At 60.4% G+C, this 18,170-nt stretch carries 16 protein-coding genes; 4 read left to right on the forward strand and 12 right to left on the reverse strand.

All coding sequences use genetic code 11. The features are described from left to right. Positions 1–45: 45 nt before the first annotated feature. The 11 genes from cheT to FHP24_RS07845 form a co-directional block, all read right to left on the reverse strand. Positions 46–435 carry a chemotaxis protein CheT gene (gene cheT / locus FHP24_RS07795; RefSeq protein ID WP_139675203.1) on the reverse strand — a complete coding sequence of 130 codons (390 nt, stop codon included), beginning with the start codon at positions 433–435 and terminating at the stop codon, positions 46–48. A gap of 31 nt (positions 436–466) precedes the next feature. Then, complete coding sequence (gene cheD / locus FHP24_RS07800) at positions 467–1,024, reverse strand: chemoreceptor glutamine deamidase CheD (protein WP_139675206.1); 558 nt, start codon at positions 1,022–1,024, stop codon at positions 467–469. After that, positions 1,021–1,410, reverse strand: a complete 390-nt coding sequence (locus FHP24_RS07805; RefSeq protein WP_139675211.1) for a response regulator — start codon at positions 1,408–1,410, stop codon at positions 1,021–1,023. The genes cheD and FHP24_RS07805 overlap by 4 nt, the downstream gene beginning before the upstream one ends. After that, a complete protein-coding gene (gene cheB, locus FHP24_RS07810) occupies positions 1,411–2,460 on the reverse strand; it encodes a protein-glutamate O-methylesterase CheB (RefSeq protein WP_139675214.1) in 1,050 nt (349 codons plus the stop codon). It abuts the gene before it with no gap. Beyond that, positions 2,457–3,365 carry a protein-glutamate O-methyltransferase CheR gene (gene cheR / locus FHP24_RS07815; RefSeq protein ID WP_139675217.1) on the reverse strand — a complete coding sequence of 303 codons (909 nt, stop codon included), beginning with the start codon at positions 3,363–3,365 and terminating at the stop codon, positions 2,457–2,459. Before cheR ends, cheB begins: the two co-directional genes overlap by 4 nt. Next, positions 3,362–3,847: a chemotaxis protein CheW gene (locus FHP24_RS07820; protein ID WP_139675220.1), complete on the reverse strand. Its 486-nt coding sequence runs from the start codon at positions 3,845–3,847 to the stop codon at positions 3,362–3,364. Before FHP24_RS07820 ends, cheR begins: the two co-directional genes overlap by 4 nt. A gap of 8 nt (positions 3,848–3,855) precedes the next feature. Beyond that, positions 3,856–6,093: a chemotaxis protein CheA gene (locus FHP24_RS07825; RefSeq protein WP_139675224.1), complete on the reverse strand. Its 2,238-nt coding sequence runs from the start codon at positions 6,091–6,093 to the stop codon at positions 3,856–3,858. A 16-nt stretch (positions 6,094–6,109) separates the two neighbouring features. Further along, positions 6,110–6,475: a chemotaxis response regulator CheY1 gene (cheY1, locus tag FHP24_RS07830; RefSeq protein ID WP_038539665.1), complete on the reverse strand. Its 366-nt coding sequence runs from the start codon at positions 6,473–6,475 to the stop codon at positions 6,110–6,112. A 2-nt stretch (positions 6,476–6,477) separates the two neighbouring features. Further along, complete coding sequence (locus tag FHP24_RS07835) at positions 6,478–6,771, reverse strand: STAS domain-containing protein (RefSeq protein WP_139675227.1); 294 nt, start codon at positions 6,769–6,771, stop codon at positions 6,478–6,480. Next, on the reverse strand, positions 6,771–8,390 hold the full coding sequence (locus tag FHP24_RS07840) for a globin-coupled sensor protein (RefSeq protein ID WP_180355924.1): 1,620 nt from the start codon (positions 8,388–8,390) through the stop codon (positions 6,771–6,773). Before FHP24_RS07840 ends, FHP24_RS07835 begins: the two co-directional genes overlap by 1 nt. Positions 8,391–8,760: 370 nt before the next feature. Then, complete coding sequence (locus FHP24_RS07845) at positions 8,761–11,103, reverse strand: cellulose synthase (RefSeq protein ID WP_139675234.1); 2,343 nt, start codon at positions 11,101–11,103, stop codon at positions 8,761–8,763. Positions 11,104–11,362: 259 nt separating this feature from the next. Here FHP24_RS07845 and bcsN point away from each other — a divergent pair, with 259 nt between their 5' ends. Genes bcsN through FHP24_RS07860 form a run of 3 tightly spaced genes read left to right on the forward strand, consistent with a single transcriptional unit; the run spans position 11,363 to position 17,102 of the window. Beyond that, entirely contained in the window at positions 11,363–12,394 is a 1,032-nt protein-coding gene (bcsN, locus tag FHP24_RS07850) for a cellulose biosynthesis protein BcsN (protein ID WP_180355925.1), read from the forward strand. Between the two features lie 40 nt (positions 12,395–12,434). Beyond that, a complete protein-coding gene (gene bcsA, locus FHP24_RS07855; RefSeq protein ID WP_139675240.1) occupies positions 12,435–14,612 on the forward strand; it encodes a UDP-forming cellulose synthase catalytic subunit in 2,178 nt (725 codons plus the stop codon). A gap of 9 nt (positions 14,613–14,621) precedes the next feature. Beyond that, a complete protein-coding gene (locus FHP24_RS07860) occupies positions 14,622–17,102 on the forward strand; it encodes a cellulose biosynthesis cyclic di-GMP-binding regulatory protein BcsB (protein ID WP_139675243.1) in 2,481 nt (826 codons plus the stop codon). Between the two features lie 5 nt (positions 17,103–17,107). Here FHP24_RS07860 and FHP24_RS07865 read toward each other — a convergent pair whose 3' ends face one another. After that, a complete protein-coding gene (locus tag FHP24_RS07865) occupies positions 17,108–17,656 on the reverse strand; it encodes a DNA-3-methyladenine glycosylase (protein WP_139675246.1) in 549 nt (182 codons plus the stop codon). Between the two features lie 194 nt (positions 17,657–17,850). Here FHP24_RS07865 and FHP24_RS07870 point away from each other — a divergent pair, with 194 nt between their 5' ends. Further along, positions 17,851–18,111 (forward strand): hypothetical protein, encoded by a 261-nt coding sequence (locus FHP24_RS07870; protein ID WP_139675248.1) that lies wholly within the window; start codon positions 17,851–17,853, stop codon positions 18,109–18,111. The last annotated feature ends 59 nt before the right edge of the window (positions 18,112–18,170 follow it).

The following is an 18,170-nucleotide window of genomic DNA, read 5'->3' on the forward strand; positions in this document are numbered from 1 at the left end:
GGAATGCAGGCGCGGAAGCGCGCGGACTGCTCTTTTGCATCCGGCCTAGAAGAAGTCGAAGTCGCCTGCTGCCTTGTTGAGGGGCTGTGAATGCCCGTGTCGCATGCCATTGGCCAACGACCTCTGCATGTCGGCAAGTTTCACGAGGCTGAGCGCGGTGGAAACATCCACCTTCCACTCATTGGGAATGGAGCCGGTGATGGTGTCGATGAATTCGGCCAGACCACGGGTCTTTTGCACGGCAAGATCAATGCCTTGCAGAATCTTCATCGTGTCAGGCGACTGCAGGACGCCTTCCCCGCCTATCTCCAGGATCTGCGGCTCCACCCGCTCGATGAGATAGGCAACATCATGCAGTTCGGAAACGAGCCGCATCAGAACATCCGGCAAAGCCTCCTCCGGGGCAGCGGTTAGCGGCGTAACAATGTCGTTCATAGCCATTCCAAGATATGAATTGAGGTGACGATCAGAAAAATTCGATAGCGTTGTCGACCGGCTTGGGCGGCGTACGGACAGGGCGCTGTTCCAGCGCGACTGTTCGTTGCGTTTCCGCGCCTGTCAGCGGGTATTGTCTGGCACGCCCGTGCACGGGCCAGTATTCAAGCTTGCGGCCGTGTTCGCCTCCGGTGGAGGAGCCAACGACCTGAATGCCTTCGTCTCTGAGAAACTGCATCGCGAAAGCCGCATTCTGCTCCCCGACATTCGAGAAGCTTGCGATCGTCTTGGCGCCGCCGAAGACCTTGGCCTCCAGCCTGTCGCGCCGCGCACCCTTCTTCAGGAGGCCGTTGATCAGCAGCTCCATCAGATGAACGCCGTAGCGCGTCGCGTCCCCTCCCGATGCCATGGCCCCGCCCGAGCCAGGCAAGAGGAAGTGGTTCATGCCGCCGACGCCGGCCACAGGATCACGAAGACACGCGGCCACGCACGATCCCAATATCGTCGACAGGACGACGTCAGGGTCGTCGATGACCTTGTACTCCCCCTGGATGATATGGACGCGCCTGACCGCGATGGCATCATTCATTTTAGGGCTCCGAATACCGCTTCGATAGCGGCCTTCATCTTTTCTATGGTGAACGGCTTGGCCAGTACGTTGTTGGCGCCGAGCTGTGCTGCCTTCTGCACCAGCGCGCGGTCGCCCTGCGCTGTCAGAATGATGAAGGCTGCCTTCTTGGTGCTCGGGTTGGAGCGGACGGCCTGCAGGAAGCCGATGCCGTCCATGTTGGGCATGTTGAAGTCGGAGATGACTAGGTGATGCGGCTGCTCGGACATGATCTTCATGCCCTGCACGCCATCACCTGCGGACGTGATCTGCTTGAAGCCGAGCTGCGTCAGGGCATCGCTGAGCAGCAGGCGGCTGGTGACCTGATCGTCAACGATCAGAACTTTGATTTTTTCAGCGAGAGACATTTATTCGGTACCTTCTTTTCGGGCGGCAGTTAATTTCAAAACTTCTTCTCCAATGGAGCCCAATGGCAGTTGCTGCTCGACCGCGCCCAACTCATAGGCGACCCTCGGCATGCCATAAACCACACAGGTCTTCTCGTTCTGTCCGATCGTGCGCGCGCCGGCGCTGCGCATCTTCAGAAGTCCGGAAGCCCCATCGCGCCCCATGCCAGTCAAAATCACGCCGACCGCATTGCGGCCGGCCAATTCCGCGACCGAGTCGAACAACACGTCGACCGACGGCCTGTGGCCGTTGACGGGTTCCTTTTCGACCAGCCGGCAGCATGGCGCTGACGGGTTTGCCACCTGCATGTGTCGGTCGCCACCGGGCGCGAGATAGATCTTGCCGATCTCCAGCCGCGCGCCATCAGTCGCCTCTTCCACTACAGGGGCGCAGATACGATTAAGACGTTCAGCAAAACTTTTGGTAAACGTCGGAGGCATATGTTGAGTGATTACTGTCGGCGGGCAATTCTGCGGAAACTTTTGCAGCACCGCAATCAGCGCTTCTACGCCTCCGGTAGAAGATCCGATGGCGACGACCTTGCGTCCCACGCGATATTCGTGAACGGACATCGGCGGTGCAACCGGGGTCGGTGCAGACGATGTGGTCCACTTGCGCCCGGAGCGGGCCGCCGCTTTGACCTTTTCCGCCAGATCCATGAACGGGCGTCGGTCTCCCGGAGCGGGCTTGCCGACACAATCAAAAGCGCCGATCTCAAGTGCGGCAAGCGTCGCATTGGCGCCATGATGCGTCATCGTCGAGACCATGATGACCGGCATCGGTCTCAGGCGCATGATCTTTTCGAGGAATTCGAGCCCGTTCATGTTCGGCATCTCGATGTCGAGCGTGACGACATCGGGATTGAGCTGCTTGATCGCAGCGCGCGCTTCCATGGCATCGCCGGCCTGGCCGATGACGCTGACGTCCGGATCTGAATTGAGAACGGCGGTTATCAAGCCCCGCATGGTGGGGCTGTCGTCAACAACGAGGACGCGTGCAGGCGCGCTCATGCCTTCCTCCCAGCGTGCTTGCCGATATAGCGGTAGGTGGTGATCCCGATATTGTCGAACTGATGCTTGGCATCGCCCGACACCCGCTCGGAGTGACCGATATAAAGATGGCCGCCATCCGGAAGCAGGGACGCGAAGCGCGACCAGATCTTAACCTGCGTCGGTTCGTCGAAATAGATCACCACGTTGCGGCAGAAGATGATGTCGAAACCGCCCTTGAACGGCCACTGGGCCATAAGGTTAAGTTCGTTGAAGGTGATCAGCTTCTTGACGCGATCGTCGATCTGGCATTTGCGGCGGCCGTTGATATCGACATCGCGGAACCATTGCTTGCGCATCGCCGGCGAGATGCTCTCCAGAGCATTTTCGTCATAGGCGCCGGCTCTCGCCGTCTCCAGAATCTTCGGGTCGATATCGGTCGCCAGGATGCGGAAATCGTAGTCGGCGGCATTGGGGAAAAGCGTCAGCACGGTGAGCGCGATAGAATAGGGTTCCTGCCCGTCGGAGCAGGCGGCCGACCAGATGCGTACGCGGCCACCACTCTTGGCGCGGTTGATCAGGCCCGGCAGGACTTCGTCGCGCAGGTGCTCGAAATGATGGTTCTCGCGGAAGAAGCGGGTGAAGTTGGTCGTCAGATGCGACAGCATCTCGCGACGGACCGGAGCGCCCTCTGGAGAAGAGACCAGCGTGCAATATTCCCGAAACCCTCTTAAGCCCAGATTGCGGATGTGCTTGGACAAACGCGAATAGACAAGGGAAGCCTTGGAATCGTTGAGATAGATTCCGGCATCGGCATAGATCATCGCGGCGATCTCGGAAAGGTCACGCCGGGTCAGCGGATATTCTCCGCTTGCCAGTACCTCATCCGGCGACTGCCGGCTTTCAATCGCGCCTAACGGCATCATGCAGCTTCACTTTCCTTGTCGTGAGCTTTCTCGGGGAAGAGGGCTTCCAGCTCGATCAGGCAGATCATCCGCGTGTCGATTGCCAGGATTCCCCTCGCGTACTGCTTTTCCAGATCCGAAGAGATTTCCGGGACCGGCTGGATAGTATCGTCGGTAATCGTAAGGATATCGGAAACGGCCTCGACCAGCAGGCCAACCGTCTTGCTCTTTACCTGCGCTACGATGATGACGTGGCGGGCCGTCGGCTCGGCAGGCTTCATGCCCAGTCGGGCGGACATATCGATAATCGGCAAGACCGCGCCGCGAAGGTTGACCACGCCCATGACATAGGATGGCGCATGCGGCATCGGGGTTGCTAGAGTCCATCCGCGAATTTCGCGGACGGACATGATGTTCACGCAAAATTCCTGATCGCCGATCCGGAAAGCGATCAGCTCCCGGCTTCCCTGCGACAGAGACTTTACTGCGTAAGAGACGCTCATCGGCCCAGTTATCCTGCTGCTGCGAGCGACATTTCAGGCTTCATGGACTGGCCACGCGAGGCGCCAACGACTGCATCGACATCAAGGATAAGCGCCACACGGCCATCACCGAGAATGGTTGCCGCGGCGATACCCGGAACGTGGGTATAGTTGGCCTCTAGCGACTTGATGACGACCTGACGCTGGCCCTGGATGGCATCGACCATCAGAGCGCGCTGGCCACCGCCTTCGGATTCGACCAGAAGCGCCACGCCATCGACCGGATTGGCCTGGTTGGCGCGGAAGTTTAGGATGCGACCGACATCGACCAGCGGGCAGAACGAGTTGCGGATCGAGATCAGCCGCTGGTTCGCACCGAAGGAATGGATGGCGGCGGCTTCAGGCTGAAGCGTTTCGACGATCGCGGTCAGCGGTACGACCAGCGTCTGGCCGGCAACGGTGACGACCATGCCGTCGAGAACGGCGAGCGTCAGCGGCAGGCTCATGGTGAAGGTCGAGCCGAGGCCGGGGCGCGAGGAGATCGAAATACGACCGCCAAGTGCCTGGATCGAGCGCTTGACCACGTCCATGCCGACGCCGCGGCCGGAAATGTCGGAAATCTTGTCAGCGGTCGAGAAGCCCGGCGCGAAGATCAGATTGTCGATCTCTTCGTCGGACAGGTTGGCATCGGGGCTGATCAGATCGTTATCGATCGCCTTCTGCTTGACGCGCTCGCGGTTGATTCCGGCGCCGTCGTCCTGCAGTTCGATGAGAATGCGGCCAGAACGATGCTTTGCCGAAAGCTTGATCGTGCCTTCCGGATCCTTGCCGGCGGCCTCGCGCTTTTCGGGGCTCTCAATACCGTGGTCGACGGCATTGCGGATCATGTGGGTCAGCGGTTCGGCGATCTTGTCGATGACCGTCTTGTCGACTTCGGTGTTCTCACCTTCGGTGACCAGACGGATCTGCTTGCCGACCATGTCGGCCACTTCGCGGACGATACGCGACATGCGCTGGAAGACAGGCTTCACCGGCTGCGCGCGGATCGCCATGACCGAGTCCTGGATCTCGCGGGTGAGCTGCTGCAGCTCCTCAAGGCCCATGTTGATCGAGGACGTGCCGTTATTGTCGTTTTCGATGACGCTCTGCGAGAGCATCGCCTGATTGATGACGAGCTCGCCCACGAGGTTGATCAGGCGGTCGACGCGATCGAGATCGACTCGGATCGTCTGGCCGACCGACGATGCAGCGGCAGCCGCATTGTTCTGGGCTGCAGCGGCAGCAGTCGCTGCGGCCGATGCTTCCTTCTTTTCAACCGCGGCGTTGACCGCCTTGGCTACGCTGTTGACCGTCTCTGCGGCGGCCACTGCGGCAGCAACGTCCGGCTGCGGCTCGGCAATTTCGGCCGGCTCATCGTCCAGTGCTGAAAGATCGAACGGTACCGGGATCATCGGCAGTTCTTCGTCTGCGGATGCTTCGGTCAGCTTGACCTCCAGCTCGCAATCCCATTCGGCGAATTCGAAGACGGCCCGGACTTCATCCTCGGACTTCGGCGTGGTGATGGAGATCTTCCAGCCGAAATAGGATGCTTCCGGGTCCATGCTTTCCAGCGTCGGCAGCTGGTCCATGTCGCAGGCAATGTTCATCTCGCCAAGGCGGGACAGATCCCTGAGCAGAAGAGCGGCCTCGTTGCCCTTGGAATAAAGTTCACGCGTCGGCTTGAAGGTGACGTCGTAGGTGAACTGATCCACCACTTCCTCTTCTTCGCCGAAACCGTCGAAGGTGAAGGGAATAGGCTGGAAACCGCTCTCGTCGGTCGGCTTCGCGGCAGGAGCCGCAGCCACGGGCTTTGCAGCCTTTGGTGCTTCGGCGGCCGGCGGCGCTTCGCCATTGGCCAAAGCCTCCAGTTCCTTGACAAGGCCGCGCGTACGGCTTTCTTCGACACTACCGCCATCACGCGAGCAGGTGACGAGGTCAGCCAATACGTCGGCCGACTTGAGCATGACCTTCAGGACGTCCTGGTTCGGCTCCAGCTTGTTGGAGCGCACGCAATCCAGTGTCGTTTCGAAGACGTGGGCAAAGGCCACGAGCTCTTCCAGACCAAAAGCGCCGGCACCTCCCTTGATGGAATGAACGGCGCGGAAGACGGCGTTGACCGTCTCGGGGTCGCGATCCCCATCGTTCAGCTTGAGAAGACCCGACTCCAGTTCAGCGAGCTGCTCTTCGCATTCCTGAAAGAAGATCTCTTTGATTTCGTTCATATCCATCGGAGGAATTCCCGGTTCAGGCGGTTACACGCTCGATCGCATCAATCAGTTTTGCCGGATCGAAGGGCTTGACGATCCAGCCGGTGGCACCGGCCTGGCGCGCACGGTTCTTCTTTTCCGCGTCGCTTTCCGTGGTGAGAACCAGGATCGGAACGGCGCGATACTTCTCGTTGCGGCGCACGCCTTCGATGAAGCCGAAGCCATCGAGACGCGGCATGTTGATGTCGGTGACGATGACATCCGGGTTGCAGCCTTCGAGAACCTCGAGACCTTCGATGCCGTCTTCTGCCTGGATGGTCTCAAAACCTGCGTTGTTGAGGGTCACCAGAAGCATGTTCCGGATCGTCCGTGAATCATCCACGGTGAGCACTTTTTTCTTCATTGCTAGATCTCCTTAGCAATTAACTGGGCTTCGCTGATTCCGATCAGCTGCATCGTCTTTTGAAAGGCATCCGATGCCTTTTCGACGAGGAATGACTTCTTGTCGGCCTGCCATGCCGCGGCGCCGGCAACCAGAACCTGGGCGCACTGCACGCCGACACGCTCTACCGACGAAGCATCGATCACGACGTCCTTGCCACGCATGGACATCAGCTTGCCATGCAGCGCCGATGCTTCGTTGAGGTCGAGAACCGGCGAGAGCGCCAGTTTTCCCGAGGCGGGCTTCTTTGCTGCCATCAGCGTGTTCCTTGCCGTTTGTAAAAGGGTTGCGCTTCGGTCTCAGCCGATGCGTAATATCGGTCGGTCAATGCGACGCCTGCAGCCTGAGCCGAGGGGCGCCTGTCCTCGTAGCCGTTCTCGACATCGCGCTGCCGTGCGATACGGAATTCGCGGACGGTGCGGCCGAGTTCGAGAATGACGGTATGCAATTCATCGGCGCTTTCGCCGGTATTGCGGGCAAAGCTCGCATTCGCACCGATCTCATGGCTGAGCGAACCGATCTCCGAGGTGACGCGATTCAGTCCGTCAGCCTGTTCAGCCGTGCGACGGGCGACGCCCGTTATCGCATCGTTGATCTCGCCGACCTGCTGGACGATGCCGCCGATAGCCGCCTGGGTGCGGTGAACCATGTCGACACCTGCGCCGACTTGGCTCTTGGTGCCAGTGACCAGCGTCTTGATCTCGCGGGCCGCATCGGCGGATCGCTGGGCGAGTGCCCGCACTTCCTGCGCAACAACCGCAAAGCCGCGGCCGCTGTCACCGGCACGGGCGGCTTCGATGCCGGCGTTGAGGGCGAGAAGATTGGTCTGGAAAGCGATTTCGTCGATGACACCGATGATCTCGCCGATCTTTTCGGCGGAATTCTCGATGTCGGTCATGGCGTTGATCGCGCGACCGACGATCTCGCCGCTTTGTTCGACAGAACGGCGGGTTGCGGCAGCTGCGTTTTCGGCAGCGGACGTCCCGGCAACGCTTTCCTTGACGAGCGCGGCAAGCTGATGAAGATCGTTGTGCACCGATTGTGCCCGGCGCGCCTGCTCTTCGGAGGCAGCAGCAAAGGTTGAGGCGTTGCGTGCCATGGCATCGGTGAGCCCCACGGCCTGCATGCCGGCTGCATCGATGACGCCGACCGAGGCACGCATGCCGCCGATCGCGCCCGTCAGCAGTTCCGCCAGTTCGCGATAGGCTTCCGGCACGTCGTCCGGCAGCGCCGTGGTCAGGTCACGCTCGGCGAGCGCAGAGATGACAGCGGCAAACGTGTCGACCGCTTCTGCCTGATCGGCTGTGTGCTGGTCGGCCAGCGCGCGCTGGTGCTTCTGGCGGAGTTCGTTGAAACGGAGAGAAACCGCGATTTCCACATCGACCATGACCAGACGCATGATAGCGGAGAGCAGATCCCTGAGTTCCTGTCCCCGCCGGCGGGCACCGGGAAGGAAGGAGCGCGGTGCGAGATCCTCGACGGCGCCAAGCACGAGATGTTCCAGCATCACCGAATGGCCGGCAATGTGCCAGCGCGGGTCGAGCCCCATACGGCTTTCGGTATCGGAAAGAACCTTGACGCGATCGGCATAAAGCGCGTCGAAACGCGCATCGGTCAACACCGACCAGTGGGAGGACTGAAGATCGCTCAGTCGCTCGACCTGCTGTTCGCTTTCGAAATGACGGGAAGCTTCGGGAGAGGATTGCAGACGATGGAAGAGATCACGCAGACCGTTCTTCAGATGCCCCTCGAGCTGGGGGCGACAGCGGCGGAGCAGATCGCGCAGATCGCCGTCGAGCCCGGCGAATGCCAGTCTCTCGCCAAGGCTGCCAGCCTGGCCGCGTCGAACCTGATCGCTTGGCGTGTCCTGCACCAAAGTCGTCCCCAATACCACACAAACCGAGAGCTCGGCGTGAAAGAAGCCATGCGGGTCAGGGACTGGAGATGAACGATGAATGCCCGGCATCAAGGATCGTAATCCCATGCCTTGCGAACGCGGTTACCGCAGCTTTCCTGACTTTTTATGAGCGGATACCGGATTCAAACCGGTACGGCTTTGGCGGCTTCATGCCTTGGTGAGCAGACCGCAGTCGTCCCATTTTGCCGTGGTGTCCAATTAGTATGGTTAATTCCTTGCCCGAAGGTTAATGGACGATGGATGTCAGCCGTTTTGCTACAGAACCGCAGTAGAGAATACGGTATCGGGACACCTTCTGAAAAAGGCTGCAAGCCCAGGTTTTATCCGATCAATTGCTACGATTTGTAAGATCGGCGATCGCTCTTAAGCCATCCTTGTTGCCGAGGTCGGCCAAAGCCTGGAATATCCGCAGGGCTTCCGCCTGTTGGCCAAGGTTCATCAGGGCATATCCGCGCAGGCTCATCAGATCGGTCTGTTCAGGGACGATCTGGGCTCGCTGGTCGAGCGCGATCAACGCTTCCCTGTAGCGTGCCGACTTGAACGCGTTCACGGCTCGGTCGGCAAGGATGGACGACTGAAGCTCGACAGCGCGGGTATTGTTCTGCGGTGCGATGGTTGCCGCGGCAGCCGCCTTGTCGGTCAGACCGACCCGCAGATAGGCGAGGCTCTTGCCATAGGCGGCATCGGACCGTGCAGCCTGAGATGAAGCCATGGTACCGACATCGAATGCCTGGGCCGCTTCCAGCGGACGGTTGAGATCCATCAGGCACCAGCCGCGGGCCAGAGCCTGATCAGGCGAAAGCTGGCGAGGGTCGACCGTGGAGGCGCAGCCGCGGCCCACCGGTGCGCTGCGGGCGGGAGCCGAACGAACCACGCGTGGCGCTGCTCTTTGTACAGGTGCCGGCGCATAGCTCTGAGCCATTCCCGCATCCGCCTGACGGGCATACGGCTGTTGCTGGCGGGGCTGCGACTGCATTTGCTGCTGAGCCGGGTATTGCCGTGCCTGCTGCTGCGGTGGCGTCAACTGAGAAAGATAATCCTGCCCCTGCAGACGGCGGTTAACGTCTTCGCCGAGGTTGGCGATACGCTCGGACTTGCCGGCCCAGGTGCGCTGGATCGCGGCAACGCCGGCCCTGTCACCCAAGTCGTTTCGGCTCAAGACCAGGCCGTAGGCGGAGGGCTCGTCATCGGGCTTCCAGGTGAGAGCGGCGGCGAACCATTGTGCGGCGGTACCCGGCTGGCGCATGTAGCGCGCATACCAGCCGAACTGCTGGGCTGCAGCGGCATCCTTCGCCTCGATGACGACGGGCGCCATGCGCGACAGCACTTCCTCCTGCAGGATCGGCGGAGGATCGATGGCCAGCAGGTTTGCGACCGCAGCCATATAGGCGGCCTTCGAACCCGGCGAGCTGTCACGCCATTTGTAGAGGACGTTTTCGGCTTCGAGCGGCGAATTCTGGCGCGTCAGGGTCAGCGCAAGGCCTTCGGCCGCAGACGCGGTGTCTTCCTTGGTGTAGGCCTTGCGGAACCAGCGTTCGGCGCCGCCGAGATTGTCGCGTCGATAATAATACCAGCCGAGCAGAAGCGCATCGGAGGCCAGTTCATCCGTATCGGCCAGCCTTTCCAGGCGCGTGAGATATTTGTCGGCAACGACGAGCTTCGCGTCGGTATTGCCCTCGCCGACCAGACGGCGGGCGAGATCATCACGCAGGCTTTCGAATTCCGGCTGTCCGTCAGGTCTCGTCCGCTCTTTCGATAGCAGATCCTCGATCATGTCGGACGTCAGCAATTCGCTCGCCTTCTGCACCGTCGCCAGCCGCTCGGGAGGATTGTCGCAATTGCTCAGCACATAGAGATAGGCGTCGCGAGCGCGCGGCTGCCTGTCTGTGTCGGCAAAGGCCTCCGCCAGACGCCACAAGACATCGACTTCGCTGCAGGTCAAAAGCGTCGGGTTTTCAGCGGCGATGCGGATGACTTCATCATAGGTCTTGGCATCGGATGCCGCCGTCAGACGGGTGCGCGCCTCGGCAAGCTTCAGCCGATCCACAAGATCGGCTGGCGGCTGCCAGTTCGGCTCGGCTGTCTGGCGATCGGAGATTGCCTTGCGCACATCGACATAACGCGCCTGGGCATAGAGGTCCCACATGCTCTCGAGCTGCGGATCGGTCGTCGGGCGCGCGGCCAGCGGATCGGCCGGCGGCGTCCAGTTGGGATAAAGGGCACGAAGGCGGGAAATTTCGGCCTGAAGCCGGGCGGTGTCGCCTCGGGCGGCAAAATAGCGAAGCGCGCTTTCATCGACTTGGGGGGCAGCAGCAGTCGGCTGCGTGCCTGCCCTTGGCTGCGCCTGTGCAGGCGGCTGGGTCGCAGGCTGGCTCTGGAATGGTTGCGATATCTGGGCGTTTTGCTGAGGCGCCTGGGAGATCGGCTGTGATTGGGCAACCACCAGTGAAGGGCGGCCGGCCCTCTGGTCCGCCGATGACGTCGTCGGCAATGGATATTGCAACCGGTTCGTCCGGTTCGCATCTGTGCCGGCAGCGCCGGGCGAAACCGAATCAGCCGCGGTCAACGAACCAGTGATCTGGTTGAAGTCGACGTCAGACGTCCGTTTGTAGGCGATCAAAGCCGCTACGGCCATGCCGAAAGCAGCCAAAGAGATCAGCGAAAACCGCATTTGCACCCCGGTCCCTGTCCATTCAGATCATTTCGGCCCGTGCACACAAGCCCACATTTGACAGCAATTGGTTAAAGAATGAGGGCATATAGTTAACGAACAATTTAGATTTCGTCAGTAAATAAGAAATCACGAATACACAAAGGTGACTCGAACCGGCAGGCATCGAAAAGATGGCTGGCGGTGACCTCGCAGAAAGCGGGCAATGAGTAATGCGTGTCTGCCCCAGGACTGGATTTCGATGACGGACAGACACTTTATGACATTGCAACCAGGATGGCGTGCCTGCCGCCCGGCACTCACAGCACTTATGGGGCTCGCCGCGCTTACTCTCGCCGGATGCGCCGGAAAACCTATCCAATCCGAAGCATTCATAAAGAGCGTGCCGCCAGAGCAGGCGATGGTCATGCCGCCGCCGGCGGGACCTGCCGTCGTCAGCATCATCGAACGGCGGTTCAACAACGCCATCAGCCAGGACATCCACCTGGGGACCGACGCATCCACGCCCGGCCAGAACATGCTGAAGGTCCAGCTCTACGGTACCGAAAGCGCCTATCGTCACGCCGACAACAGTCTCGGGATGTCCTCTATTACCGAAGGACGCATCTCTTCCGAAATGCGGCAGTCCCTGCCGCGGATCGCGATGGCCAAGTCGCAGTTCTATGTCCAGAACGCCTACGGCCCCTTCGGTTATGCATTCGGGCGCGGCAGAGGTTCCGATCTCTGCCTTTATGCCTGGCAGCAGATCCGCACACGCGACCAGGGCACGCCGTTTGCCAATTACGGCGTGATCCAGATCCGTCTGCGAACCTGCGAAGCGAATGCTACCGAACAAAAGCTACTCTCGGTAATGTACAACTTCACGATCAACGCCTCGGTCGATGCGCTCGGCTGGAACCCCTATGGCGCAAATCGCGAGTTCAATTCCGCGGTCGGCACCACAGGCGCTCCCATCTATCCGCGCCCGGCTTCTGCCGAGCCGATCGTGCAGACGCTGCCGCCGCGCCAGACGACGTCCTATGCGCCTCGGGTGCAGGTGCGTCGCGTTCAGCCGGCCCCGCGGGCCGTGGCACCTCCGGTTTCCCAACCCCAGCCCCAGCTTGAGCCACGTGGACCTCGCGTGCCTTCGCCGTTCGGCGGCGGCTATTCGTCGGCCACGGGACGACCATCCGACGGTTATGCCGCGGCGACATCGTCATCCGGAACAACGGCACCGGCCGCACAAAGGGTGACCGTTCCTTCTCCATCCTGCACCATGGCAACCGACGGAGCAGACGTTGTCTGCCGCTGATCCTGTTGTCCGTCTTCGGCTCTCATCGAGGTAGTCCGTCATGAGGACACTATATTCAGCCGTCATCTGGGCCGTTGCCACGGTAATGATCATCCTTCTGGTGACATTGCCGATCAATACGCGCACGCAGCTGATCGCAAGCATTCTCATCGTCACCGTCATGGCGATCATCAAGCTTCTCGACGTCGGCGGAAAATGGCGGCTGGTGGCGCTGGCCTTCGGTACAGGGATGGTGCTGCGCTATGTCTACTGGCGCACAACGAGCACGCTGCCGCCGGTCAACCAGCTCGAGAACTTCATTCCCGGCATGCTCGTCTATCTGGCCGAGATGTACAGCGTTCTGATGCTTTCGCTCAGCCTGTTCGTCGTTGCCATGCCGCTGCCGCCGAGCCGGCCGGGCACTCGCTCCAGCAGCGACGAAAACCTGCCTACGGTCGATGTCTTCGTGCCGAGCTACAATGAGGACGAGCAGCTTCTGGCCAATACGCTGGCGGCGGCCCGCAACATGGACTACCCACCGGAAAAGCTGACCGTCTGGCTGCTTGACGATGGCGGCACCGTGCAGAAGCGCAAGGCGAGCAACGTCGCCGACGCACGTGCAGCCGAGGCCCGCTACGAGAAGCTGAACCAGCTTTGCAAAGAAATGGGCGTGCGCTATCTCACCCGCGAGCGCAACGAACATGCCAAGGCCGGCAATCTCAACAACGGGCTTGCCCATTCGACCGGCGACCTGATCGCCGTCTTCGATGCCGACCACGCCCCGACACGCGACTTCCTGCTGGAAACGGTGCATTATTTCGAGAAAGACCCGATGCTCTTTCTCGTGCAGACGCCGCACTTTTTCCTCAATCCCGATCCCGTCGAGCGCAATCTGCAGACATTCGAAAAGATGCCGAGCGAGAACGAGATGTTCTATGGCATCATTCAGCGCGGTCTGGACAAATGGAACGCGTCCTTCTTCTGCGGCTCGGCGGCAGTTCTCAACCGCAAGGCGCTACAGGTTTCCAACGGCTTTTCCGGCGTCAGCATCACCGAAGATTGCGAAACCGCGCTCGACCTGCACGGGCTGGGCTGGAACAGCATCTATGTCGATCGCCCGTTGATCGCTGGCCTGCAGCCTGCGACATTTGCCAGCTTCATCGGCCAGCGTTCGCGTTGGGCGCAAGGCATGATGCAGATCCTGCGCTTCCGCTTCCCGCCGCTCAAGCGTGGCCTCTCGATGGCACAGCGTCTTTGCTACATGTCATCGACGCTGTTCTGGCTGTTCCCTTTCCCGCGGACGATCTTCCTCTTCGCGCCGCTGTTCTACATCTTCTTCGATCTCGAAATCTTCACCTCGTCCGGCGGCGAATTCCTCGTCTATTCGCTGACCTACATGGCGGTGAACATGATGATGCAGAACTATCTCTACGGATCGTTCCGCTGGCCATGGATTTCCGAGCTTTATGAGTATGTGCAGACGGTTCACCTGCTGCCTGCGGTTATCTCGGTCATGCTCAATCCACGCTCGCCGACCTTCAAGGTGACGGCGAAGGACGAGTCCGTTTCGGTCAGCCGTCTTTCTGAAGTCAGCCGGCCGTTCTTCGTGATCTTCTTCATTCTGATCGTCGCTTTTGCGATGAGCGTCTACAAGGTCTATACCGAACCCTACAAAGCCGACGTGACGCTCGTGGTCGGCGGCTGGAACCTGCTGAACATCATCATCGCCGGTTGCGCGCTGGGCGTCGTATCAGAGCGCGGCGAACGCCAGGCCTCGCGTCGCGTGAAAATCAGCCGACGCTGCGAATTCGGCATCGATGGAAAATGGTACACCGCAACGATCAACAACGTCTCTGTGCATGGAGCCTCACTTGAGGTCTATACGGAGGGTAAGACGGGCATCGCCACCGATACGGTGGGCCATATCCGCTTCCAGCCGTTCAGCGACCTTCCGGTCAGTGAACTGCCGGTCGATATCCGAAACTTCGACCGGACGGGAGACGTGACCTCCGTGGGCTGCCGTTACGTGCCGCAGAAGGCTCTCGATCACCGCCTGATCGCCGACCTGATGTTCGCCAATTCCGCCCAGTGGACCCAGTTCCAGACCGCGCGCCGCACCAATCCGGGGCTATTCCGCGGCACAGTGTGGTTCCTCTGGCTTTCCGTCTACCAGACCAGCCGTGGTCTCGGATATCTGATGCGCGATCTCGGCAAGTCCCGCGGCACCGAGAAAGGCTAGGAGATCGACATGAACAAGCTCATCGTTCTCGCCCTTGTCGCCTGCACCGCCACGCCGGCACTCGCGCAGCAAGGTTCAACGCCGTTCGACATGGGCGGCGAACGCCGCGACCGGGGCATTCAGGAAACGCCGCCGCCCTCCCCGTCTGCACCCGCCGCACCCGTCCCCGTCAATCCCGCACCGCTCGCTCCGGCACAGCGGGCGCCAACAAGCCGTGCACCGTCTCCCACCCCAACGCCACCGATCGCGAGGCCTTCGACGCCGCCTGCACACCAGACGGCGCCGGCCCAGTGGAGCGCCCAGCCGCCATCAGCGACCCCTTCTGCGGCAACAGCCGGCGCCACCGACCAGACGCGCCGTTATCTGCTGCCGTTTTCGGACATGCGCTTGAATGGCGAGATTGAGCAGCGCTCATGGTCCGTCTATCTGACGGCCGATCAGGCCGGACGTGCGGCAAAGCTGAATGTCGCCTATCAGAACTCGATCTTTGTTGCGCCGGAAACGTCGAAGCTGACCATCACGATCAACGACGTCGTCGTTGCCGCAGAAACAATAGCCTCGGCCGAACAGCCCGCCGAACGGGTGTTCGAGATACCGGCCGGATTGCTCAGGGCTGGCGGCAACATGGTCCGTTTTGGCACCAGCCAGCGCCACCGCACTGACTGCACGATCGAATCCACCTACGAACTCTGGACGGATGTCGATCCCTCCAAGACCTATCTGTCTTTCGACGGCGCCAACGAAAGGCGCCTCGGCACGCTGGATGACCTGCGGGCCATCGGGGTGGACGGCAAGGGTAATACCCGCTTCCGGATCATCGCTCCGGCGCTCGACCAGCTCGGCGCGACAGACACGCTGATGCGGCTGTCCCAAGGGCTTGCACTGATTGCCGGAATGCCCAACCAGTCGTTCACTTTCAGCAGGCAGGCGGATGGCGAGATCAAGCCTGGCGAAGTTGCCGTTTTCATCGGCACAACAGATGAACTCAGGTCTGTCATTCCACGCCTTTCTGCTTCAGGAAACAACTCGGCGGCCGCAAGCTTCATCGACTATCCGGGCAGCGCCGGCGTCTCTTCTCTCGTGCTCTCCGGTCCGAACTGGCCATCGATCGACGGGCTGATCGACAGTTTCGTCGCTTCGCTCGACGGTCGCTCGACGCAGAGGCTCGATACGCTTTCGACGGAAAGCTGGCGCGGCATGGACACGCCGCTTTTGTTTTCCGACACGGTGCTCGATTTCTCGACGCTCGGGGTCAATAGCCAGGAATTCACCGGCCGCCTGTTCAGAACCACCTTCACGATCGGTGTGCCGGCGGATTTTTACGCTAATGCCTATGGCGAGGCCCGTATCCTTCTTGATGCCGCCTATACGCCGGATGTTCTGCCCGGCAGCCATCTCGATATCTTCGTCAACGGAAACATCGCATCCACCGTACCGATCACCTCTGCGGGCGGTGCGGTGCTGCGGCATCTGCCGATCAAGCTGACGCTCAGGCATTTCCGGCCCGGCGTGAATACGATCACTGTCGAGGCATCGTTGCGCACCAAGTCCGATGCGTCATGTGCGCCTGGTACGAGCAGTGAAGAGAAACCGCGGTTTGCGATCTTCAACACATCGCAGTTCCACATGCCGGACTTTGCCCGCATTGCCCAGGTTCCCAACGTCGCAGCAACCGCCGGCATCGGCTTTCCTTATTTCATCGGGCAGGATCCGGTATCGCTGTTTCTCGGCCGGATCGACGAGCCGACGCTTTCGGCTGCTGCCACCTTCGCCGGCAAGATCGCGGCCGCATCTCACCGGGTCATTCCGCTCAACGTGACGATCTCGGCAGCCCGAATGGCGGAGCGCAACGCGATCTTCGTTGGCGGCATTTCCGAAATGCCGCTGAATGTCCTCTCTCAGCTGAAGATCGATCAGGAAAGTCGCAACAGCTGGAGCCCGGAAATTGCACCCCAGACCGTTTCGCCATCCGGCATCAGCCTTCAGGACTGGCAGCAACGCTCCGACAGCAATTTCCTCAGCCGGCAATTCGAAGAGCTGAGCAACTGGGCGAAGGACAATTACGACCTGTCGCTTTCGGCCCTGCGTTTCGCGCCACCAACCGACGAACTCTACAAGCCGCCGAAATCGGCTCACCTGCTCGTCGCACAGGAAAGCGATCCGACCGGACAAGGAACATGGACTGCAGTGCTTGCGCCGGACAGCACACAGCTCAACGAAAGCATGAGGGAAATCGCCAGCCGCGAGGAATGGGAGAAGATGAGCGGGCGCATCGCCATTTATAGCGGTGCGGAAGACGAGATCGGCAGCGTTCCGGTCAGCTGGTTCCGCTTCATGCCGACGCAAAGCCTGAGCTTCAGCAATGCAAGGCTGATCACGGCAAACTGGCTGTCGGACAACATCATGTCCTACGCCCTGCTTCTGGCGGCCGGCAGCGTGTTGCTCGGACTTGCGACCGGCGGGCTGCTGAACCTGCTCGGCCGCCGCTGAATTCGTCAGGCGGGAAACCGCTTGCTGACATAGACCGATCCCTGGAGGCCAAAACGCCAGGGATGGTCGATGGCTTGCGATATCCCTATCCGGGGGCCAGTCATCACAAGGGCCGGCTCCGCCGGCGCTTTCAGACTGAATGGCTGTTCGAACAAGGACATTCCGTCATGATCAATGGTGATACCGAGTGCCTGGCAAAGCCGGCCCGGACCTGAACACAAAAGCAGAGGATCGTTGCGGCCACGGCGGCGTTCCATCTCGGCCAGACCTGCGAGCGGCTGCACGGCACGGATCAGAACGGCGCTGCCGGGCCGGCAGACGAAATTCAGGCACCAGTGAATACCGTAGGAACGGTAGACATAGGCATGTCCGGCCGGACCGAACATGCTGCGGGTTCGAAGGCTCTGACCCCGAAAACTATGCGAGGCGGGATCATCCGGCTCATAAGCCTCCGTTTCCACGATGATGCCGCCGGCCCCGCCAACGTAGAGTTCCGTACCGATCAGCTGTGGAGCCACGATTGTTGCTTCGCGTTCGAAGAAACCCGGATTCATCTTCTTCTGCCATATGACTGATACCGTCGTCCTTACTGCTCCTGTGTAAGGGGTGATCCATGTTCGACACAAGATACGGCTCAACACCGCCATTTACCCTCTGCTAACGCCATCTTTCATTCGGGCCTTCCCATCCAAGAGAAAAGCGCATGTATTAGGTATCGCTAAAAGAAAAACACTTGGGGAAGCAAGGGATGAGAGTTTCCAATACGGCCACAGCACACGAGCCGATCGGCCCCGACGAACTGGAGCGGCTGCAGACGATTTTCGAGACGGCACGCTATATCGCCTGCATGTCACGTCACGACCCTGCCGCCGAACGGCTTGCCGCAATGGCGATCCGTTTCTACCAGCTGGGCATTCGCGATGACGACGCGCTCATCCATACGATCGTCAAGACCAACAGGGCGTTGCGACCGTTCGGGCAGGAAAAGATTCTGGCGGATCTAGCCTGAAATATCCGCCCATATACCAAATGCTGGCGCGTCTTCGCCAGTATCCTTGTTATTGCCCG

Origin of the sequence: Aliirhizobium smilacinae, from assembly GCF_006335145.1 — a bacterium.
Taxonomy (GTDB): domain Bacteria; phylum Pseudomonadota; class Alphaproteobacteria; order Rhizobiales; family Rhizobiaceae; genus Neorhizobium; species Neorhizobium smilacinae.